The organism is uncultured Helicobacter sp., assembly GCF_937893305.1.
Taxonomy (GTDB): Bacteria; Campylobacterota; Campylobacteria; order Campylobacterales; family Helicobacteraceae; genus Helicobacter_D.
Genome location: NZ_CALBGN010000001.1, coordinates 79,335 through 101,394, shown reverse-complemented (window position 1 = coordinate 101,394; position 22,060 = coordinate 79,335). Strand labels below are relative to the sequence as shown.

The window sequence follows — 22,060 nt, the reverse complement described above, 5'->3', positions numbered from 1 at the left end:
TTACTCCAAAGACTTATGATGAAAAAAATATTTCTAAAGTCCAAAAAAGGTTTTTTTGGCAAAAATATAAAAAATTCTATGCACGCATTTGGCGGACAATATGTTCCTGAAATTTTATATCCTGCGCTTAAAGAATTAACAAGCTGCTATGCAACCCTTTTAAAAACAAAGTCTTTCAAAACTGAATTAAAGGATCTTTATCACTCCTTTGTTGGACGCCCAACGCCACTAATTTATGCGAAAAATGCTAGCGCGTTGTTAGAAAATTCTATTTATTTAAAATTTGAAGGACTTGCAAATACAGGTGCGCACAAAATCAATAATGCCATCGGGCAAGTTTTACTTGCTAAAAAAATGGGAAAAACACACATTATTGCTGAAACCGGCGCAGGACAACACGGACTTGCCACAGCAGCAGCTTGTGCAAAACTTGGAATGAAATGCACAATTTTTATGGGTGCGCGCGATATTAAACGACAATTTCCAAATGTGTTTAATATGGAGCTACTTGGAGCAAAGGTTGTGAGTGTGGAGAGCGGCACACAAACGCTAAAAGATGCCGTCAATGAAGCTTTAAGAGAATGGAGCAAAGATTCTAAAAACACTTTTTATGTGCTAGGAAGCGCACTTGGTCCTTATCCCTATCCCGATCTTGTGCGTGAATTTCAAAGCATTATTAGCAAAGAATTAAAAAAACAAACGCAACGCTTTTTTAAAGGAGATCCCGATATTATGATTGCTTGCGTTGGTGGCGGAAGCAATGCAATAGGATTTTTTAGCCATTATCTTACAAGCAAAACAGAACTAATTGCCGTAGAAGCTGGCGGATTAGACGATAAGCATAATGCCATTAGAATGCACAATAGTCGCTCAAAAATTGGAATCGCACAAGGCTACAAAAGCTATTTTCTAAGTGATTCTTATGGCAATTTATTAGAAACTTATTCAATTTCAGCCGGACTTGATTATGCAGGCATTGGTCCGCAACTTGCGCATTTAAAAGAAATGCAGCGCGTGCAATTTATTAGTGCAAGCGACAAGGAAGCCCTTGAAGCCTTGCAATTCTTTGCTAAAACTGAAGGAATTATCGCCGCATTAGAATCTAGCCACGCATTAGCAGGAGCTTTAAAAATTGCAAAAGAAGTTAAGCGCAAAAAGATTCTTATTAATGTGTCTGGGCGTGGAGATAAGGATATTTTTATCACAGCAAAAACCCTACAAAAAGAACGCTGGAGTGCATTTTTAAGCCAAGAAATCCAAACAATGCAAAAGGAAAACTAATGGATAAAACAGCGCAAAACATTGCATTAATGGGACATATTGTAGCAGGTTTTCCAACTTTTACACAAAGCTTAGATGCAGCAGTTGGAATCGCTATTGGAGGAGCAGAATATTTAGAAGTGCAATTCCCCTTCTCTGATCCAAATGCAGATGGGATCGCTATTGCAAATGCGTGTGAAGTGGCACTAAAAAATGGTTTTAACACAGATTTTGGATTCCGTTTTATTGCAGAATTACAAGAAAAACTAAAGACACACAATTGCCACACAAGACTCATTATTATGACTTATGGAAATATCTTGTTTTGTTATGGTATGAAGAAATTTTTACAAAAAGCTAAAGAAGTTGGTGTTTGGGGACTTATTGTCCCAGATTTATCGTTGCAAAATGATGAAAATCTTTTTAAAGATAGCAGAAAGTTTGGGATTGAAAACATCGCCCTTATTGCTCCTTTTACAACCCCTAAACGCATATGCGCCTTAAATAAAGCTAGCGGTGAGATTCTTTATGTCGTTGCACGCAATGGGATAACAGGCGATACAACTACAATCAATCAAAATTTATTAGATTATATCACTTTAGTTAAAGAACATTGCAATAAACCAATTGCACTGGGATTTGGAATCCAAAATAAAGAGCAAATACAAAACTTGCGCGGAGTTGTTCCTATTGTTGTTGTAGGAAGTGCTTTTGTGCGCTACATCACAAATCTTTGCCAAAATACGCAAGACTCTGAAGTCATCACACAATCCCTAAAAGACTTCACACAAAACCTTTTAGGATAATCTTGCACTTCTTATATTTTATTTAAACAATGTGCTTCCTAAACGCACACAATTACTTCCGCAAGCAATGGCAAGTTCAAAATCTCCGCTCATTCCCATACTAAGCACTTCTGCTCCTTTAATTTGTGAAAAAAGATTCTGTGTGAGTTCAAAACTTTTTTGCACCACCGCCTTATCTTCTGTGTGCGCCCCAATACTCATAAGTCCGCAAAGCTCTATATTCTTACACTCTTCTTGAATTCTTGCATACATCTCTAATGTAGCTTCTGGCATAAATCCGCTTTTGCTTTTTTCTTTAGCACTATTAACTTGTATTAATGCTTTTAATCTTTTGTTTTCTCTTTCTAAGCGTAACTGCAAGGCTTGTGCAAGCTCTAAAGAATGCAAACTTTGTAGCAAATACGGATTTAATTGCAATAATGCATTGATTTTATTACTCTGCAAAGAGCCTATGAAGTGCCATTCTAATGGCAATGTCTCTAATGTTCTTACTTTTTGTTGTAAATCTTGAACTTTATTTTCTCCAAACGCTCTTTGTCCACAAGCATACAAAGTGGCAATCTCTTCTTGTGTAGAATATTTACTTACAGCCACTAATTGCACAATGCGCCTTCTATCCACAGCAATTCTTGCTTTTTCAATTCTCTCAATGGCATTAAGTAGGTTTTGATTTAATCGCACTTGCATTACAATCCTTTAAAACGGCATTGTGCCATTAACAATTCTCAACACATCATTATATAGCCCAAGTCCCATAAGCCCTAAAAGAACAATCCATCCAGCAAGACTTAAACGATAAATGGTTTCTTGCGTTGGAATCCTTTTGCTAATCATTTCATAAAGTGTAAAAAGAATATGTCCCCCATCTAATGCGGGGATAGGTAGTAAATTTAAGATTCCAAGATTCACTGAAATTAGCGCACTAAAGGTAAAAAGCGTTACAATTCCAAGTTCTGTTGCTTTTTTTGTAATGCTAACAATAGACACTACGCCACCTACTTCACTTAAAGGCACAACACCTACAAGCATTTTCTCAATGCTTTGCAAAATTAACTTGCTAGATTCTTTTGTTTCTTTTAAGCCATAAAAGATGGAATCTAAAATACCATAAGATACCACGCGCACTTCTCCACTTGCAACAATCCCAAGCAAAGGGCGTTTGATACTCTCTCCAAAAAGATTTTTAGAAGTTCCATATTGTGGGGTGATTGTTGTTTCATATTCTCTATTTCCACGCAAAAATACAATATTAAGTGCGCCTTTAGATTCTGCTACAACACTACTTAAATCTCTCCAAGTGCGAACTTTTTCACCATTAATTGCCACAATCTCATCGCCACTTTTTAGCCCCGCCAAACTTGCTGGCATATTAGATTCCACCTTACCAACAACAGGGGCTAATTCATTTTTACCAATGCAGCCTACTGCAACAAAAAGCAAAAATGCTAGAAGTAAATTAAAAAAAGAACCCGCCGCTAAAATCACTAAACGCTTTGAGTGTGCGATTCCATATAAGCTATCAGAATCGTTATTGCGCAACTTTGGATCTGCATCGCTTTGTCCTTTTAATTGCACAAATCCACCTAAAGGGATTGGGCGCAAAGAGTATTCTGTATCACCAATTTTCTTTTTCCATAAGCGTTGCTTTCCAAACCCTATGCTAAAAGCTTCTACTTTCACACCAAAAAATTTAGCCGCTAGAAAATGTCCTAATTCGTGAAAAAAAACCAAAAAAGAAAGAACTAAAATTGAACCAATAAAGCCCATTTATCGTGCCTTTACATACATTTTTACATAATCATAGCCAGAATATAACGTTAAAATCACAGCAAGCCAAAGCGTAGCATTACCAAAAGAATAATCCATTAGCAAAAATGCAATCGCAGTAATTTGCAATCCTGTTTTGTATTTTCCTAAGTTTGAAGCAGCAACATTTACCCCTTTGCTTGCTGCAACCACACGTAAACCGGTAATAAAAAACTCTCTACTTAAAATCAAAAAAACAGCCCAAACATCAGCTCTTTTTAAAATCAATAATCCAAGCAGGGCTGCTAGCATTAAAAGCTTATCTGCTAAGGGATCAAAAATCTCTCCAAAAACACTTCCAACATTAAAGGTGCGCGCAATAAATCCATCAAAAAAATCCGTAATGCTTGCCACACAAAAAATCAAGCACGCAAAATAATTAATCCAGCTTGGATGAATAGGGGGAGGTAAAATCCAATCCCCATAAAGTATTAATGCGAGCAATAAAAATGCTAAAAAAATACGCAAAAAAGTTAGAAAATTCGGCAGAGATTTTAGCATAGACTTATTTGAAGCTTGTTCCACCATCAATGACGATTGTTTGTCCTGTTAGCCAAGCACTAGAATTGTTATCACATAAGAACAAACAAGCCCCAGCAATATCGCTAGGTTGCCCCATACGATTAAGTGGGCTTTGTGATTCCACGGTAGCCTTAATCTCAGCATAATCAGGGAAGGCTTTTAGTGCGTCTGTATCAATAGGACCGCCACTTACAGCATTAACACGGATATTAAACTCTCCTAACTCCATTGCCGCATATTTCACCATTGTTTCTACTGCATTTTTAGAATTTCCATGTCCTGCATAGTTTGGCATATACACTAAATTGCCTGTTGAGCTTAGAGAAATAATGCTCCCACCACCTACCTTTTGCATTCTTTTAGCGGCTTCTTGCGCACCAACGACAAAGGCAAGAACCGTTGCTGTATAAATATTATTTAAGCCTTTTGGCTTTAAACGCATAAAAGGAGCAAACCCACCAACAACGCTTTTACCATAAATAATCGCATTGCTAATAAAAAAATCCACCCGATCAAAATCTTCATCAATCTTTGCAAACAAATCTTTATAAGTTTCAGGTTCAAGCACATTTAGTGGGTATGCCTTTGCTTTGATAGAATATTTGGATTCCACATCAACAATTATCTTTTGAGCTTCCTCTTCGTTTTTGTTATAAGTAAAGGCGATATTTACGCCACTTTGCGCAAAACGATATAAGATTGCCTTGCCAATTCCTCTTGTCGCACCACTGATAACTAATGTTTTTCCTTTAAAATTTTCCATTACTTAACTACCTCGTATTGTTTTAAGATTTCTTCTAAAAGTTGCATATTTTGTGAGCTTGGGGACACTAATGGCAAGCGGTATTCTAAAGTCTTTAAAAGTCCGCTTAAATACATCACTGCTTTAATGGGGATTGGATTGCTCTCTACAAAAAGTGCTTTATTAATTGTATAAAGCTCATTGTTTAAACGCTTTGCAACAATATAATCTTGATCGTTTAAAAGCGCATGTGTAAGCTCTGCAATTTTATTTGGCAAAAGATTAGAAGTTACAGAAATTACGCCTCTACCGCCACAGCCAAGAATAGGATAATTAATTGCATCTTCACCGCTTACAATACATAAACTTTTCTCTTGCACATTTAAATCAATAACTTTTTCAATGCTTCCGCTTGCTTCTTTAACTCCATAAATATTTGGCACTTCTTTAAAAAGACGCAAAATCGTCGCACTTTCTAAATTAACTCCTGTGCGCCCAGGGACATTATATAACATTAATGGAATCTCGACAGCATTTGCAACGGCTTTATAATGTTGAAACAATCCTTCTTGAGTGGGCTTATTATAATAAGGCGTTACACATAAAATTGCATCTGCACCACAATTTTGAGCAAATTTTGCAAGCTCTATGGCTTCCCTAGTTGAGTTACTTCCAGCCCCTGCTAAAACCTTAGCCTTGTTTTTACATACGCTCACAGCAACTTCAATGCACTCTTTGTGTTCTTTATGGCTCAATGTTGCACTCTCTCCTGTTGTTCCAACAGGAATCAAAGCATCAATCCCATAGCGCATTTGACGCTCTATTAAACTTGCATAACTTTCTAAATCCAAATTTCCATTTTTAAAAGGCGTTACCAACGCCGTCATCGCGCCTTCAACTGGGTTTTTTACCTGCATAGATTTCCTTATTTTGTTAGCGTTAAAAGTGTTGCATTATCTTGTATAAAATACTTTTGTGCTACTTCTATAACATCTTTTAAAGAAAGTTTTTCAAAGGCCTCTTCAAAATGCAATAAACTTTCTAAATCACCACGCGCAATATAGCTTCCAAAAAGATTTGCCACACCGCTACTAGATTCTAAATCATATAAAAAGCTAGCACGCATATTTGTTTTGACTTTTTGCAAATCTTTTTCTGTAATTTTTCCCTGCTTTAGTTTCTCAATCTCTTGTAAAATCGCTTTTTCTAGGCTCTCTAACTTCACTCCGTTATTTGCAATCCCCATAAAAACAAACAATCCTGTATCAACCAAATCCATATTATATGCATACACTTCTGCTGCCAATCGCTTTTTATCTACGATTTCACGCACAAGCTGACTACTTTTTCCACCACTTAAAATCTCACTTAATGCACTTAGGGCAATTTGATCTTTATGATTAAAAGGTGGGATTTTATAGCCAAGTGCTAGGACTTCAATTTCACTTTGACGGTGGATTTTTGCACGTCTTTCTCCATCTTGCTTTGGTTCTTGCATATAAACAGATTGTGGAATCTCTTTTGTATTTTTGATTTTCTCAAAATGCTTTTTAACCATTTTTAATGCTTCTTCTTCATTGACGTCACCAGCAATGACAATCGCAGCATTTTTAGGTTGATAATAAACACTATGAAACTCTTTTATATCTTCAATGCTCCAATTTTTAATATCTTCCATAAAGCCGATAGGTGTCCAATGATAAGGGTGATACACAAAAGCTGTATTAAAAAGCCTAAAATACAAATATCCCATAGGATTATTATCTGTTCGCCATAATCTTTCTTCTGCAACAACATTGCGTTCAGGCTGAAATTCATCATCCTTTAAGCTAAGATTTTGCATAAGCTCTGCAAAAAGACTCAGAGATTTTTCTAAATTTTGCGTACTAGATTTAATATAATAATGTGTGTAATCAAAACCAGTAGAAGCATTTGTAGTCCCACCAAAGCTTTTGATGATTTTATCAAATTCTCCCGCTTTTAGATGTTTTGTAGATTTAAAATTTAAATGCTCTAACATATGAGCAATGCCACTTTTACCCATCACTTCATTGCGACTGCCCACCTTATAAAACACATCTGTTGTAATCACGCCACTTTGGTTTTTTAAAGGAATAATCACTACTTCTAAGCCATTTTTTAAGACACTTTTATAATGCTTTGGAAGCACAGACTTCACTGAACTTTCAGCCATTAAAACTCCTGCAAAAAATATTTTTACACAAAAAATTACAAAAATAATCCGCAACATTTTCATAAATCCACACCCACAGCTTCACTAATATGATTAAATCCATCGCGTTGTAAATATTCTTTTAAATTTTTATTGATTTGATTGACGATGCTTGGACCTTCAAATATCATTGCACTAAAGATTTGCACGAGATTTGCCCCAATCCTGATGCGTTCATACGCTTCTTTTGCATTTGCAATTCCGCCAACGCTAATGAGAGTTGTTTTGCGCTTTTTTGCCTTTAGGGTTTTAGCAATTTGTTGCAACATTTCACGGCTTTTTGGAGCTAAAACTTTACCAGAGATTCCACCTTTTTCTTTCGGATTTGCGACAAGAGAATAATCTAGCGTTGTATTTGTAGCAATAATGCCCTTTGCCCCAGAATCTATGGCACACTCCACCAAACTTACCGCACTCTCTAAATTTAAATCAGGGGCAATCTTTAAATAAATAGGCTTTTTATAAATCGCACATAATGCGTTAAAAAGCTCCTTAATAAATGCTTCATTTTGCAAATCACGCAAATTTGGAGTATTTGGAGAAGAAATATTTACACTTAAATAATCTGTATTTTCTGCAAAAATCTTAGCAAGATCCGTGTAGTCTTTGATTGCGTTCTCTTCAGAAGTAAGTTTGTTTTTACCAATATTAATTCCAAGCGGCAAAACAAAAGGATAAGATTTATCCAAGCGCATACTCACCGCATTTGCGCCATCATTATTAAATCCCATTGCATTTTGAATAGACTCCTCATTAATATGTCGCCAAAGCCTAGGTTTTTCATTTCCATTTTGCGCCAAAGGTGTTACCGCTCCCAATTCTAAATGTGAAAAACCCAACGCACAAAGCGATTCCAACATTTTAGCGTTTTTATCAAATCCCGCTGCAAGTCCTACTGGATTATAAAAATGCATTCCATCAATTTCTTGCTCTAAAAAAGGATGATAAAAACAAAATTTTTTGGAGAGATAAGGGAGTAAAGCCGGAATCTTTGGAGCAAATGCACAAGCAAATTCTACAAGATTATGCGCAACTTCTGGTTCAAAACGAAAAATAAGTTGGCGTAAATTTTGATAATGCAGCATTTCTACCTCGGATTTAATTTAAAAACTCAAAATTGTAGCATTTTTTAATAAAGCTACCATAAAAAGATAAAAATTTTTTCACAAAAACACAAGGATTCTAACCCTTCAAGTTATAGGAGAGTTGGAATCCTTTTTTATGGAAGTTTAGTATTTTTTCTTATTAACATCTTCTAAAATTTCATCAGCAAGTTTTGCAACATCTTGCCCAATAAGACTTACTTCTGTTGCTATTGCATTATTCTGATCTGTAATTTCTTCTACTGCATGAATTGACTGCGTAATTGCATTCATTGCGCTTGCTTGCTTGTTAATATTTTCTCCTGTTTGATTGATAGATTGCACAAGTGTATTTGTGTATGCTTCAATCTCACTTAAGCTTTTCCCTGTGCGTTCAGCTAGTTTTCTAACTTCATCTGCAACAACAGCAAAGCCTCTTCCGTGTTCTCCTGCTCTTGCTGCTTCAATAGCTGCATTTAATGCTAATAAATTTGTTTGATCGGCAATATCTTGGATAATTTTTAAAATATTTTTAATCTCATCACTTTGTTTTGCAACTTCTTTAATCATCGCATTGCTATCTTGCATATCTTGTGCAATTTGTGCGATAGTTTGTGAACCCTCTTGCAAAGAATGCGTTTGCGTGTTAGATTTCTCTGCTAAGTCATTTAAAAGATTCATTAAAGCATTGCTTTTTGCATTTAATGTATTAGAACATTCTGCACTAAAGCGCAACATTTTCGAGATCTCTGCACCTAGTTTATTTGTGATAATTTCTACATCTCCTTTTGGATCTTTAAGGGATTGCGTGAAATCTAACTCTGAAAATGCTTTATGCACATCTGCAATCTCGCTTAAATTTGTCCCAATGTGTTGCTGTAATGAGTCTAGCATCATATTCAACACATTTTTTAATTCAATTAGCTTTGGATTATTTGGCATTGCGTTAATCCGCACACTTAAATCCCCTTGTTCTATTCTTGCCACCGTCTCAAGAGACTCTTTAATTGCAACTTGATCTTGTTCTAAACCATCTTTAATACTTTTTGCGTTTTGATTAATCATCTCTCCCATAACTCCAAGTTCATCACGATGATCAATGATAATATTTTCAAAACTTTCTTGTTTATTATTTAGATAATCAAAAAATCCTTGCAAACCGCTTTTAATATTATTTAAATGTTTAGAAATAATATGTCCAACAAGAAACATTACAGCGCAAATAATCAAAAGAACAACCAAAGAAATCATCGCTGCAAAATTACGATTATCCTTAGCAGTTTGCAGCATTTCATCTAATGGGATATTTGCAAACACAGCCCAGTGGATTCCATCTCTACCAAGTTTTAAAGGCTCCATAATCGTTGTAATAGGAGCATTTGTGTTAGGGCTAATGCGCTCAAACACAGCCTCCTTTCCCCTTAACACTTCTGTTAAATGCATATCTGCACTTTTATCTACTTGCTCCATTTTGCGATTAAAGACATGGAAAAACTTATGGTGTAACACCACACTATCTTGAGAAAGCAATACAATAAAACCACTCTTTAAGATTTTCACCTTTTTAATTGACTCTCCAAGCCCTTGCATATCAAATGCGATTCCACTTACTCCTAGAGTTTGAGAATTATAGGTGATTTTACTTAATAAATAAACAGGTGCATACACGGGCGTTTTGTCTGCACTATCTTTAGGTTTCGGCTTCACACTTGGGATAAAAATTGCTTGAGTTTTGCCATCTTTAAAAAGCGCATTTAATTCTTTATCTGAAATTTGCAAGAGCGACTGTGCATCTTTGCTTACATATGTCTCACCATTAAAAAAATGCACAAATGCAGATTTATACAGCGTGTTTTGCGCAAGAGTTGCATTTAAATAACCTTGCAACATTGTCGCACATTGATAATCACACAAACGCGTTGTGTTAGAATTTCTTAATGTCTTTAAACTTTCTGTTGCAAGTGTGGCGATATTTTGTGCATTTTCAAATCCTAAATCCACACGCTTTTCAATAATTCTTGCTTGATCTTTTAAGATTGCTTGTGCGTAGTTTGTTGTTGTGCTTTTAGCAAAATCAAAATTTCTATCACCTACCAAAAATACGACCATAGCTAAACCCACAAATGCCACTGCAAAGCCTGCAATGATAATCTTTGCCTTCAAATTAATATCATTGATTTTTGATAACATTTGTAAAACCCCTACCATACATAAATCCTTCCAAAAAACAAGTCTTCTTAATTTTATCATATTTTGTTTGTATTCATTGTAATTTAATCACAGATCACCCTTTATCTTTGAGAATATACTTTCACTCCTAAAATTTAATTGAAGGAAACACTATGGAATCACAAAATACAAAATATCAAACAAATACTAACCAAAGTTGGCTTATGCACTTTCCTATTATGTTTTTTGCTAGTATTATGGGAGTTGGTGGATTATCTCTTGTTGCTAGTAAATCCATTAAAGTTTTTAATCTCACACAATTAAACGGACTATTAATCGCTCTTGTTGCTCTTAGTGCTTTTCTTTTTTGTGTGGTTGCATTACTCTATGTGCTAAAGATTTTAAAATATCCAAACGCCTTTAAAAAGGAGCTAAAACACCCTGTGCGTATTAATTTTTTTGCGGCAACTTCTGTGTCTGTTCTTATTGTTTTAATGCTACTTTTACCTTTTATCCCAAAAAGTTTTGGAATAACACTTTTTTATTTAGGAGCTTTGTTGCAACTTATTTTTAGTTTATATGTTGTGCGTTTTTGGTTTATTAATGAAATGCAACAAAAAATGGCAAATCCTGCGTGGTTTATTCCAATTGTTGGAAATCTTATTGTGCCTCTTGCTGGAATGCAATTTAACACACAAAGCTATGTGATTCCTTTTGAGATTTTGATTTTTTATTTTGGTATGGGAAGCTTTTTTTGGATTTTACTTAATGCTGCTTTGTTAATTCGTTTAGTCTTTGGTGAAAACTTACCACAGAAATTTTTACCAACTCTATTTATTTTCATTGCACCACCTAGTGTATTTTCCCTTGATATTCTTATGCTTTTTGGACATTTTTCACAACTACAAACACTTTATGGAATCGCAAGTGCAAGTTTTAGTATCGCGCTTTTTTTTATGCTATTAATGGTGAGTATGTTTGGGGTATTTAGGTGCATTAAATTCGCACTTTCTTGGTGGGCTTTTACTTTTCCAACAGCAGCTTTTACGCTTTGTGCATTAGAACTTTATGCAATCTCTCACTCTAAATTCTATGCGTTTTTAGGAATCTTTGGGATTATATTAACCACAATCATTGTTTGCATTGTATCTTTTCGCACTTTAATAGCGATTCAAAAACGCGAAATTTGCGTTTTAGAAGAATAATTAAAGATTTTTGATTTTTGTTAAAACTGGATTCCACGCTTTTGAAGATAACATTATACAATCTCCGCTTTTTAAATCCGCCACCTCTTCTTCTTGTGCGGTGATTTGTGCGATTTCATTGCCAATTAACACATTTAAAATATACACCAAGCCACTTTTTTTAATTTCTAACACAACACCACTATGGCGAAATTTCCCGCTTGGCAAACTCTCTAAAAAGACTGCATTTGGAGTTCCTTGTTTTTGTATGTTTCCCTTTTCAATACATAATACAAAATTTGAGAGAGAAAACACTTCACTAAAATTATGACTAACTAAAAATGTTGTTAAATGAAAATGGCGATGAACTTTTAATAATTCTCCTTGAAGTTTATGTGCCATCACGAAATCCAATGCAGAAAATGGCTCATCTAAGAGCAAAATTTCAGGACTTCTAACTAATGCCCTAGCTAACGCTACTCTTTGTTGTTGCCCTCCACTTAAGGCATTTGGTTTTTGCTTTGAGAGGGCTTGTAGCTCTGTAATCTCTAAAAGTTCTTCAACTTTTTTCCTATCTGCACCATTAGGTAAAGCAAAGTGCAAATTTTCTTCTACACTCATATTAGGAAAAAGCGCGTAATCTTGAAAGACAAATCCAATAGAACGCTTTTGTGGCGAGAGATTGACCTTTGTTTTTTTTGCACCTTTAATTTTCTCAAACCACACTTTGTCTCCCACTTGCACGCGCCCAAAATCTGGATCAACCAATCCTGCTAAAATACGTAAAATCGTTGTTTTTCCTGCCCCACTTTTACCAAAAAGCGTGATTAAATCTTGCTCCTTTAAAGAACAATCCACTTTTAAAGTAATCTCTCCTTGCGCACTTAAAAGGCGTTTTTCAAAGTCCAAAACAATCACTTAACACCCCTTTTATTTAAATAAAATGTCAAAAGCAAAATCGCAAAAGTAATCACAAATAAAGTCAAAGCATATTGATGTGCTAATGCGTAATTTAAGGCTTCTACCTCATCATAAATTGCAATACTTGCTACACGCGTAACACCTTCAATATTCCCACCAATCATCATTACCACACCAAATTCACCAATAGTATGCGCGAAAGTTACTACAATTCCAACAAGCAAAGAGCGTGAAATATTTGGCAATAAAATAGAATAAAGAATCCTAAGGCGACTTTTTCCAAGTGTTATAGCTGCCTCAAAAAGCGATTTAGGCAATGCAGAAAATCCAGCTTGAATAGGATTAACCATAAAAGGGAGAGAGAAAATTACAGAACCTATAATTAATCCTTCAAAACTAAAAACAAGTTTTAAATTGAACACTTCTAAAAAAAATCTCCCCAAAACGCTTTGAGGACTAAAAGCAATAAGCAAATAAAATCCCAAAACACTAGGTGGAAGAACCAAAGGCATTGAAACAATTGCTTCTAAAATCGGTGTGATTTTACTTTTATTAAAGGCTAAAAAATACGAAAGAGGGATTGCAAGAATCAGCAACACAAGCGTAGTGATTAACGCAACCTTCAGCGTTAAAAGCATTGTGATTAAAAAACTTTCAATTTGCATAAAACATTACAGCATTTTCAGGGATATGCCACTCTATCAAATCGCCTTTTTTTAAAGCATTTTTCGCAATAAAATCAAGCGGACATAGAGCAGTAATAGGATTTATCAATGTCTCTAAAGTCAATCTTGCAAAAAGTGTGTCTGTTTCTATCTTTAAAACCTTAGATTTAAACACATTATGCAAGCCTTTTAATTCTAAGCCCACAATTACACTGCTCTCTTTAAAGCCAACTTCTAAAGTTTTTTGCAAAAATGGTTCTAAAAATGTGGGATCTTCTAGTAAAAGCATATTTAAGATTTGCGATTCCATATTTTTAGATTCACTTATGCACACACTAAGGCGCAAAATACCATCTTGCGCTCTAAAGTGCGTGAGAATCCCTTGAAGCTTATTCAACACTATAACCAAACTTTATAAATTTTTCTTTGGCATTTTTACTTAAAATATATTCTTTAAAATCTTTAGCAAGCTTAGAGTCCTTGCCATAGTTTGTAATAACAAGTGCTTGTTCAATAGGTTTATAAAACTTCTCATCAATAGCCACAAAACTCATTGTAGGTGTGTTAATCCCGCTTTCTCCTAGCATTGATAAAGCAGTAAACCCAACTTCTGCATTTTTAGATTCCACATAAGTTGTTGCAGCACCTATGCTCTCTCCTGTTACAAATTTTTCTTGCACTTTTTGAAGCATTTTTGTTGCTTCTAATGCTTCTACTGAAGCCCTACCATAAGGAGCAACTTTAGGGTTTGGAATTGCGATATGCGTGATTTTATCATTTAAAATATCGTTAAATTCTTTAATCTTAAAGTTTTCATCATTGCTCCAAAGCACCAATTTTCCCTTTGCATAAATTTCTTCTTTGCTTGGAGCAAGTTTTTCTTCATAAAGTTTTGCAGGATAACTTACATCTGCTGCTACAAATAAATGTGTAGGTGAGCCGTTTTTAATCTGTGCATACGCCTTACCGCTTGAAATATAGGAAATCTCAATCTTATCACCCTTTTTGTTTGCTAAAAAATCTGTTTTAATCTCTTCTAACACATATTTTAATGATGCCGCTGCTAGCACTTTAATTTCTTCTGCTTGCGCACTAAGACTAAAGATAGCCCCACAAATCCCAACAACAATTACTTTTTTGATTGTGCTTAACATTTTTTCTCCTTAAATTCCTAAAATAACATTGTTTGCTTTAAAGCCAAACCACACTTTTTGACCAACTTTTAATGCTAAATTCTCTTTAGAATCTTCTGTTACAATCGCGCTTAATTGCACACCATTGCTATTGATATTGACTTCTGCATTAACTGCACCATTTTTAAGTTCACTGATGTCTCCACAAATACAATTTCGCAAAGAAATTCCTTTAGGCTCTTGTGTGAAAACTACAATCCAATTTGCCTTGATTAGCACATAAGCTTGCATTCCAACCTTTAAATCTAGCTCTTTTAAAGAATGTAAGGTAATTGTGCTTACAATTTGGATTCTATCTTGCACATTTAAAGTAACTTCCGCATTAACTGCACCTTCTTTAATTGCTACAATCTCACCTTGGAATTGATTTCTAGCACTTGTTTTTAACATTACATTTCTCCTTATTGAATCAATAGATTCTTTTGTTTGATTTAGCATAGAATCCCAAGCGTGCAAATCATTCTCAAAAAGTGCATAAAGTTCTTGTGAAATTCTCTCCATTTCACGAAAAATCCTAATTGCTTCTAAGCCTTTTTGTGTAACTTGAGTTCCACCGCCACCCTTGCCACCTGTTACACGCATCACAAGGGGTTCGCTTGCAACTTTATTCATTAAATCAATGCTATCCCAAGCTGCTTTATAACTCATTCTCATTTCTTTTGCTGCTTTAGAAATTGAACCACTTTTTGCAATGCGCTCTAACAGTTCAATCTTTCCATGTCCTAAGAAGTTTTTATCCTGTTCTTTAATCCAAATGCGTCCTTGAACTTGCACACTTCCCTCCACAACAAAAATTTTGAGAAAACGAGTCAAATTATATTTTAATATATAACGATTTGTCAATTCTAAGATTATTTTCAATAATCTTAATTTTTATTTAAAATAAAGTTTTAATTTTGTTATAATAACTCCTTATACAAGGAGATAAAATGACAATTATCAATCAAGAAACACGCGATATTTTGGTAGAAAATGTAAAAGTTTCACCAGAAAACTTAATCTTAGGAATTGAACATGCTCTAATTTCAAAGGATATAGATGCACAAAGAGTGTTTTTCTTAAAAGTTCCAGAATCTTGCAAGAAAATGCTTTTTAGTAAAGATTGGTATTGGAATGGTGTAAAACTTGAAGTTTATAAGGATTAAGGAGAAAAAATGCAAGTGATTAAAAATGCGAAAGCTTGGAAATTTGGGGATAATATAGACACGGATTTAATCATTGCTGCACGCTATTTAAACACAACAGATTCCGCAGTTTTAGCATCTCATCTTATGGAGGATGCAAGAAATGAGTTTGTAAATTCCATTACAAAAGGAGATGTGATTGTTGCTGGAGAAAATTTTGGCTGTGGCTCTAGTAGAGAACACGCTCCTGTGGCAATTAAAGCAGCAGGTATTAGTGCAGTGATTGCAAAAAGCTATGCACGCATTTTTTATCGCAATGCCTTTAATACAGGCTTACCTATCTTAGAAGTCAAAGAAGCAAATTCCATTAATGAAGGTGATGTCTTAGAGATTTCTTTACAAGAAGGCGTAATTAAAAACCACACACAAAACTGCCATTACACCTTTAATGCGATTCCACCTTTTATGTTAAATCTTTTAGAAAGTGGCGGATTAATCTCTTATGCAAAAAACGCGTTAGGATCAACAAATGCAAACTTATAAAATTGCCATCATCAAGGGTGATGGAATCGGACCAGAGATTGTTAATGAAGCTTTAAAAGTCTTAAAAATTACAGCAGAAAAATTCCATTTTAACTTAGAATTTGAAGATTTTTTAATGGGCGGAATCGCTTATGACTTAACAGGCTCTCCCTTGCCACAGGAAACCATTGAAGGTTGCTTAAAAGCAGATGCAACACTTTTTGGCGCAATTGGCGGTGAAAAATGGGACAATCTTCCAAGAGAATTGCGCCCAGAGAGTGGATTATTACATTTAAGAAAAAGCTTAGAAGTTTTTGCAAACTTCCGTCCTGCTAAAGTTTATGATGAGTTAGTAGAAGCCAGCACGCTAAAGAGTGAAGTAATTAGCGGAGTGGATATTTTAGTTGTGCGTGAGTTAATAGGTGGAATTTATTTTGGCACTCCAAAGGGGCGCGATAAGGATAGAGGCTTTAATACAATGGTATATAGCGTCGATGAAGTTAAGCGTATCGCTCACACTGCTTTTGTAGCTGCTAGAAAACGCAAGCAGAAAGTTTGCTCAGTAGATAAGGCAAATGTGCTTGATGTTAGTCAATTATGGCGTGAAGTTGTCAGTGAAGTCGCAAAAGAATATCCTGATGTAGAGTTAAGCCATATGTATGTGGATAATGCAGCAATGCAGCTTATTAGAAACCCTAAGCAGTTTGATGTGATTTTAACAGGCAATCTTTTTGGAGATATTTTAAGTGATGAAGCAAGTATGTTAAGTGGTTCTATTGGATTGCTCCCTAGTGCTTCTATTGGCGCAAAAGCAGCGATTTATGAACCAATTCATGGAAGTGCGCCTGATATTGCAGGGCAAGGTATTGCAAATCCTATTGCAACCATTGCTAGTGCAGCAATGCTTTTACGCTATTCTCTAGGGCAAACTAAAGCCGCACAAGCGATTGAAAATGCAATTGAAAATGCTTTAAAAGAAGGATTCCGCACAAAAGACATTGCAAACTATGGCGCAAAAGAAGTGTGTAGTTGCGAGCGTATGGGAAATGTGATTGCAGAAAGAATAGAAATTTAGAATCCAATTTTGGATTCTAAATTATTTAACAATCAAAATTGGAATTGGAGATTTTTCTGAAAAGTCATTTTGATTAGATGAAAAAATCTTATTCCAAAAGCTTTCCTCACTCTGTCCAATAACTAGCAAATCAAAGTCTTTTGCATAATTTAACACTTCAGTAACAGCTTCTCCTTCTAACAACTTTTGACTAACATTAACACCCTTATTAGTAAAAATCGCACTAAAATCTTCTAAGAGTTTATCGCTCTCTGCATTTTCTTTTTTCTCAATCTCTTCATAAGCCGCAAGTGCTGCTTCTCCATAAAGCATAATAGGAGTTTTTACATGGATAATACTAATTGCGCAATCTTCTCTATCTCCAAAAAAATCCACAACAAATTGTGCTGCCTTTTGGCAAGATGGCGTTGCATCAACGGCAAATAGAATCTTTTTCATTAGTTGTCCTTACACTTTAAAATCCAAAGGATTATAACAAATTTCACAGAAAATAAAGTAAGTTTTTAGTAAGCTTACTTAACTAAAACCACCAAAAGAGTTAGAATGCAAACCCTTTTACAGAAGATCCCCAAAACAGACAAGCTTTTAAATGCTCTAACTTTAAGGCTTGATCAACCAAATATAAATCTTTTAAAATCCCTAACTTTAGAGTTTTTAGATGCCTATCGCAAAGAATTATTAAAGGGAGGAGATTTGCTAGATTTTGAGTCTTGCACGCAACACATTGCACTAATGTATCAAAACGCTACACAAAAATCCCTAAAACCTCTCGTTAATGCCACAGGGATTGTCGTGCATACAAACTTAGGACGCAGTGTGTTTTCAGAAGAAATTTTAGAAGAAATCAAGCCCCTTTTAACTCACTATAATAACCTAGAATATACTTTGCAACAAGGACAAAGAGGAGAGCGTTATATTCATTTACAAGGACTTTTTAAAGCACTTTTAAATGCTGAAGATGTGTTAGTTGTAAATAACAATGCTGCAGCTGTGTTTTTAATCTTAAACACCTTTGCAAAAGATAAAGAAGTTATTCTCTCTCGCGGAGAGCTAATAGAGATTGGTGGAAGCTTTAGGATTCCGCGTGTTATGGAGGATTCTGGGGCGATTTTACACGAAGTTGGCACAACAAACAAAACCCATCTAAAAGATTACAAAGAAGCCATTAACGAAAATAGTGCAATGCTTTTTAAAGCGCACAAATCTAACTATGCCATTACAGGATTTAGTAAAGAAGTGGAGTTTAAAGAGCTTGTAGCACTTGCAAAAGAACATCATTTAATTGATTATTATGATTTAGGCAGTGGCTATTTTAGCGTTTTAGATTCCATATTTAAGGGCTTTGAGCCTTCATTAGAAGAAATCTCTAAGCTCAATCCAAGTCTTGTTAGCTTTAGTGGAGATAAGCTTTTAGGCGGAGCGCAGGCTGGGATTATCTTTGGCAAGAAAAGATTTATTAATAAGCTAAAGGAAAATCAACTCTTAAGAATGTTGCGTGTGGATAAATTCACCATTGCAGCCCTTGAAGCAACACTTAGTGCTTATTTAAAAGGGAACACAAAAGCCATTCCAACTGCACAAATGCTCTTAAGAGATAAAGAATCCTTGCAATCTTTAGCGCAAGATTTGGCAAAAGGGATTCCATCTTGTTTTTCTCCAAAAGTCATTGCAACAAAAAGTTATAGCGGTGGAGGAGCTATGCCAAGCCATTATTTAGAATCCTTTGGTGTGGCAATCTTTGCAAAAGATTTAGAATCCTTAAATCTCAACGAAAGCAAACTAGAAAAATATTTACGCTCAAATGGGATCATTGCACGCTTGGAAAATTCTGCTTTAATTTTAGATGTGCGCGCACTTTTAAAAGGCGATTTGGAGCAAATCGCAAAAACCTTTAACACATTACTTAAGGAAATGCAATGCAAAATTTAATCCTTGGCACAATTGGACATATTGATCACGGAAAAACAAGCTTAATTGCAGCACTTAATGGCTTTTGGGGAGATAGCACACAAAGCGAAAAAGAACGCGGAATCACTCTTGATTTAAGTTTTTCAAACCTTACACAAGGTGATAAAAACATTGCTTTTATTGATGTCCCCGGACACGAAAAATTAGTCAAAAATATGATTGCAGGAGCATTTGGGATTGATTACGCGCTTCTTGTTATTGCTGCAAATGAAGGAATTATGCCACAAACTCTAGAGCATTTAAGAATTGCGTATTTACTAGGCATTAAGGACTTTATTGTTGTTTTAAGCAAATGTGATTTAGTAGAAAACTCTCTTTTGCAAACACGACAAAGAGAAATTGCCGATCTTTTTTCTAACTTTAAAGACTTAACATTTCACTGCTTAAATACTTCAATCTATGATAAAGATAGCATTGCAACACTTAAAAACACGCTGTTTTCACTCTCTAAATCCAAGCGCGAAGATTTAGGATTTTTTCGTTACTATATTGATCGTTCTTTTAGCATTAAAGGTTCAGGTTGTGTCGTAAGTGGAACGCTAATAGATGGCAATTTAAGCGTGCAAGATAAAATTTGGCACGCACAATTAGAACAGAGTCTTGGCATTAAAAATCTCCAAAGCCACGGAGAAAATACAGAGATTGCTTATAATGGTGCACGTGTAGCGATTAATCTTAGCGGTATTTCTCACAATCAACTAAAACGCGGTGATTTGCTCACAAAAAAGGGCTATTTGCGTGGATTTGATAAAATTGAAGTAGAATTAGAATGTTTCAAAGAACTTCAACATAATAGCGAAGTTATGCTTTACTTAGGAGCATTACGCACGACTGCTCGGGTGTTATTTTTAGACTCTAAGTTTGCCACACTAAAAACCAAGATTCCACTTTTTAGCATCTTTAATGAACGCTTTATTCTGCGTGATGATAATCAAACACTAGGCGGTGGGAGAGTTTTAAGCCCCATTATAGATCCGATGAAAAAATCTCAAAAACTGCAATATTTAGAACACTTAAGCAATCAAAATTTAAAAGGCGCATTTGAAATTCTTTTAAAAGCCCATAAAAAAGGCTTTGGACTAATTAGCGCAATACAACGCTTTAGAATCTCACAAAACAAAGCCATAGAAATTGCAAGAGAGATTCCACATTGTTTTGTTTGCACTAAAGAACTTATTGCCTATCCAAAAAGTGCTAGAACACTTGTTAAAGAAGTGATTGCAAAAATTCTCACCAAAAACCCAAATGCTCTCTTAAGTGCTGCACTTTTAAGCCAGAAACAAAGCTTCATTGCTGAAGAATTTGCACAAGATGTCCTAGAAGAACTCTTAGAACAAAAAACACTGCATAAGGTGGAATCTTTTTTTGTTTCTCCAAGCAACTCTTTACAAGAGACAAAAAGCATTGAAAACTATCTTTACACCACAATTTATAACACATTACACGCACAAGGTTACGAACCCATTGCGCCTTACAATCTCTATGATAGCTTAGATATTGATAGGAAAAATGGTGATATGATTTTTAAACGCTTAACAAAAGAAAAAAAGATTCTACGCCTAAGCCATAAGCTTTTTATTGCAACAGAGCATTTAACCACACTTTTAAACACAATGCGCGAAATTATCAAACAAGAAGGCTATTTGGACTTAAATAACTTTAAATCTCATTTTAATCTTAGTCGCAAATATCTTATCAGCTATTTGGATTATTTAGATAGCTTTAACGATATAGAAAATCACAATGGCAAACGCACATTTAAATAAGGAATCTTAATGCTAGATAGACTCCAAAACCCAGAACTAAACCCCACATTAAATGCAAAACTCTTAGCACATTATCCAAACTATCAAGCCATAACACCCACACAAACTCAACAAATCCGCCAAGAAAACAAAGCTCTTTGCACCCTTTTAAACGCTCAAATTGCGCGCCCTTTTAGCTTTAGTGTGGAATCTTTTTATTTTCTTTTGCACTCTTTATCTAAGCATTATAAAATTGCTCTTGCTCTAAGCTCTCACAATCTGCTTTATCAAGCCTATTTACTTTTAGAAGAAAGCAATATCATCCCTTTGCTTCCAGATTCTACATTAGGATACATTACGCAAGAACAAATCCAAAAAGCTAGAAATGAAGGCGCAGATTGCTTCATACTCCCACATATCAACGAAGACATTTTGACGCAAAATCCCTTAGAATGCCTGCCTGAAAATGTCTTAAAAATCATAGACATTAGCTATACAATCCCTTTAAATCTCCCTTTGCCAAACGCAGACTTGTTTCTTTTAAATGGAGAAAACTTAGGACTAATGCGCCCATTTGGCATCCTAACTTCTAACAATGCAAGCTTTTATGGAATCCCTAGTATTTATTTAGAGATTCAAAATCTCTATGCAACTTTTAAAGAAGCAATTTTAAAGAAAAATGCAAACACACAGGATTTATCACTAAGCTTTTTTCACTGCTTGCAAGCAACTCTAAAAGAACAATGCTACTGCTTTTATCAAACTCCAAAAAACACGCTATGCTTAGGGCTAAAAGGTATAAAAGCTAGAAATTTAATTCAATCTTTAATCTTTGATGGAATCCATATTATTAATGGACAAGAATGTCTTTTTGGCTTTAACCAACCCTCTTTTGTTTTGCGCCTTATGGGATACCAAGAAGAGCAAGCAAGGGAGCTAATTAGTCTTAGCTTTTTAGAAATTTCTCCTAGTCTTATCCCGCAAATTGCACAGAAAATCGCACAAAAATATATTCAACTTCTAAAACTTCAATCATAAAGGAA

Annotated in this window: 23 protein-coding genes; 9 read left to right on the top strand and 14 right to left on the bottom strand. The window is 35.0% G+C overall.

What is annotated here, in order from left to right; genetic code table 11:
- Positions 1-15 precede the first annotated feature (15 nt).
- Positions 16-1,281 (top strand): tryptophan synthase subunit beta, encoded by a 1,266-nt coding sequence (gene trpB / locus Q0358_RS00440; RefSeq protein ID WP_299545870.1) that lies wholly within the window; start codon positions 16-18, stop codon positions 1,279-1,281.
- Complete coding sequence (trpA, locus tag Q0358_RS00435; RefSeq protein WP_299545868.1) at positions 1,281-2,066, top strand: tryptophan synthase subunit alpha; 786 nt, start codon at positions 1,281-1,283, stop codon at positions 2,064-2,066. Before trpB ends, trpA begins: the two co-directional genes overlap by 1 nt.
- 18 nt (positions 2,067-2,084) lie before the next feature.
- Here the strand turns inward: trpA and Q0358_RS00430 are convergent, their stop codons facing one another.
- From Q0358_RS00430 to Q0358_RS00395, 8 genes are all read right to left on the bottom strand, one after another.
- Complete coding sequence (locus tag Q0358_RS00430; protein WP_299545866.1) at positions 2,085-2,753, bottom strand: YggS family pyridoxal phosphate-dependent enzyme; 669 nt, start codon at positions 2,751-2,753, stop codon at positions 2,085-2,087.
- A gap of 9 nt (positions 2,754-2,762) precedes the next feature.
- Entirely contained in the window at positions 2,763-3,833 is a 1,071-nt protein-coding gene (gene rseP, locus Q0358_RS00425) for an RIP metalloprotease RseP (RefSeq protein ID WP_299545864.1), read from the bottom strand.
- Positions 3,834-4,373, bottom strand: coding sequence for a CDP-diacylglycerol--glycerol-3-phosphate 3-phosphatidyltransferase (pgsA, locus tag Q0358_RS00420; protein WP_299545983.1), 540 nt, complete (start codon positions 4,371-4,373; stop codon positions 3,834-3,836).
- A 4-nt stretch (positions 4,374-4,377) separates the two neighbouring features.
- Positions 4,378-5,157 (bottom strand): enoyl-ACP reductase, encoded by a 780-nt coding sequence (locus Q0358_RS00415; RefSeq protein WP_299545862.1) that lies wholly within the window; start codon positions 5,155-5,157, stop codon positions 4,378-4,380.
- Positions 5,157-6,053 (bottom strand): 4-hydroxy-tetrahydrodipicolinate synthase, encoded by an 897-nt coding sequence (gene dapA / locus Q0358_RS00410; protein WP_299545860.1) that lies wholly within the window; start codon positions 6,051-6,053, stop codon positions 5,157-5,159. Before dapA ends, Q0358_RS00415 begins: the two co-directional genes overlap by 1 nt.
- A gap of 8 nt (positions 6,054-6,061) precedes the next feature.
- Positions 6,062-7,330, bottom strand: coding sequence for a pitrilysin family protein (locus Q0358_RS00405; protein WP_299545858.1), 1,269 nt, complete (start codon positions 7,328-7,330; stop codon positions 6,062-6,064).
- A 59-nt stretch (positions 7,331-7,389) separates the two neighbouring features.
- On the bottom strand, positions 7,390-8,454 hold the full coding sequence (locus Q0358_RS00400; protein WP_299545856.1) for a quinone-dependent dihydroorotate dehydrogenase: 1,065 nt from the start codon (positions 8,452-8,454) through the stop codon (positions 7,390-7,392).
- 144 nt (positions 8,455-8,598) lie between these two features.
- The gene (locus tag Q0358_RS00395) at positions 8,599-10,659 is read right to left on the bottom strand and encodes a methyl-accepting chemotaxis protein (RefSeq protein WP_299545854.1); all 2,061 of its coding nucleotides are present in this window, start codon (positions 10,657-10,659) and stop codon (positions 8,599-8,601) included.
- A gap of 134 nt (positions 10,660-10,793) precedes the next feature.
- On the opposite strand from Q0358_RS00395, the gene Q0358_RS00390 reads away from it, so the two are divergent.
- Positions 10,794-11,825, top strand: a complete 1,032-nt coding sequence (locus tag Q0358_RS00390) for an SLAC1 anion channel family protein (protein ID WP_299545852.1) — start codon at positions 10,794-10,796, stop codon at positions 11,823-11,825.
- Here Q0358_RS00390 and Q0358_RS00385 read toward each other — a convergent pair whose 3' ends face one another.
- The 5 genes from Q0358_RS00385 to Q0358_RS00365 are packed head-to-tail and all read right to left on the bottom strand — an operon-like array spanning position 11,826 to position 15,357.
- Positions 11,826-12,722, bottom strand: coding sequence for an ATP-binding cassette domain-containing protein (locus Q0358_RS00385; protein WP_299545850.1), 897 nt, complete (start codon positions 12,720-12,722; stop codon positions 11,826-11,828). It abuts the gene before it with no gap.
- On the bottom strand, positions 12,719-13,390 hold the full coding sequence (gene modB / locus Q0358_RS00380) for a molybdate ABC transporter permease subunit (protein ID WP_299545848.1): 672 nt from the start codon (positions 13,388-13,390) through the stop codon (positions 12,719-12,721). The genes Q0358_RS00385 and modB overlap by 4 nt, the downstream gene beginning before the upstream one ends.
- Positions 13,380-13,787 carry a molybdate ABC transporter gene (locus Q0358_RS00375; RefSeq protein WP_299545846.1) on the bottom strand — a complete coding sequence of 136 codons (408 nt, stop codon included), beginning with the start codon at positions 13,785-13,787 and terminating at the stop codon, positions 13,380-13,382. The genes modB and Q0358_RS00375 overlap by 11 nt, the downstream gene beginning before the upstream one ends.
- The gene (gene modA, locus Q0358_RS00370) at positions 13,780-14,544 is read right to left on the bottom strand and encodes a molybdate ABC transporter substrate-binding protein (protein ID WP_299545844.1); all 765 of its coding nucleotides are present in this window, start codon (positions 14,542-14,544) and stop codon (positions 13,780-13,782) included. Before modA ends, Q0358_RS00375 begins: the two co-directional genes overlap by 8 nt.
- A gap of 9 nt (positions 14,545-14,553) precedes the next feature.
- Entirely contained in the window at positions 14,554-15,357 is an 804-nt protein-coding gene (locus Q0358_RS00365) for a TOBE domain-containing protein (protein WP_299545842.1), read from the bottom strand.
- Positions 15,358-15,512: 155 nt separating this feature from the next.
- On the opposite strand from Q0358_RS00365, the gene Q0358_RS00360 reads away from it, so the two are divergent.
- From Q0358_RS00360 to leuB, 3 genes are read left to right on the top strand one after another with little or no spacing between them, the layout of a single operon-like run.
- Positions 15,513-15,728, top strand: coding sequence for a hypothetical protein (locus Q0358_RS00360; RefSeq protein ID WP_299545840.1), 216 nt, complete (start codon positions 15,513-15,515; stop codon positions 15,726-15,728).
- Between the two features lie 9 nt (positions 15,729-15,737).
- Positions 15,738-16,250, top strand: a complete 513-nt coding sequence (locus Q0358_RS00355; RefSeq protein ID WP_299545838.1) for a 3-isopropylmalate dehydratase small subunit — start codon at positions 15,738-15,740, stop codon at positions 16,248-16,250.
- Positions 16,237-17,304, top strand: coding sequence for a 3-isopropylmalate dehydrogenase (gene leuB / locus Q0358_RS00350; protein WP_299545836.1), 1,068 nt, complete (start codon positions 16,237-16,239; stop codon positions 17,302-17,304). Before Q0358_RS00355 ends, leuB begins: the two co-directional genes overlap by 14 nt.
- A gap of 21 nt (positions 17,305-17,325) precedes the next feature.
- Here leuB and Q0358_RS00345 read toward each other — a convergent pair whose 3' ends face one another.
- A complete protein-coding gene (locus tag Q0358_RS00345) occupies positions 17,326-17,742 on the bottom strand; it encodes a universal stress protein (RefSeq protein ID WP_299545834.1) in 417 nt (138 codons plus the stop codon).
- Between the two features lie 105 nt (positions 17,743-17,847).
- Between Q0358_RS00345 and selA the strand changes: the two genes are divergently transcribed.
- From selA to Q0358_RS00330, 3 genes are read left to right on the top strand one after another with little or no spacing between them, the layout of a single operon-like run.
- Entirely contained in the window at positions 17,848-19,233 is a 1,386-nt protein-coding gene (selA, locus tag Q0358_RS00340; protein ID WP_299545832.1) for an L-seryl-tRNA(Sec) selenium transferase, read from the top strand.
- Positions 19,221-21,038 carry a selenocysteine-specific translation elongation factor gene (gene selB, locus Q0358_RS00335; RefSeq protein WP_299545830.1) on the top strand — a complete coding sequence of 606 codons (1,818 nt, stop codon included), beginning with the start codon at positions 19,221-19,223 and terminating at the stop codon, positions 21,036-21,038. The genes selA and selB overlap by 13 nt, the downstream gene beginning before the upstream one ends.
- 9 nt (positions 21,039-21,047) lie before the next feature.
- Positions 21,048-22,055 carry a nitrogen fixation protein NifS gene (locus tag Q0358_RS00330; RefSeq protein ID WP_299545828.1) on the top strand — a complete coding sequence of 336 codons (1,008 nt, stop codon included), beginning with the start codon at positions 21,048-21,050 and terminating at the stop codon, positions 22,053-22,055.
- Positions 22,056-22,060 lie beyond the last annotated feature (5 nt).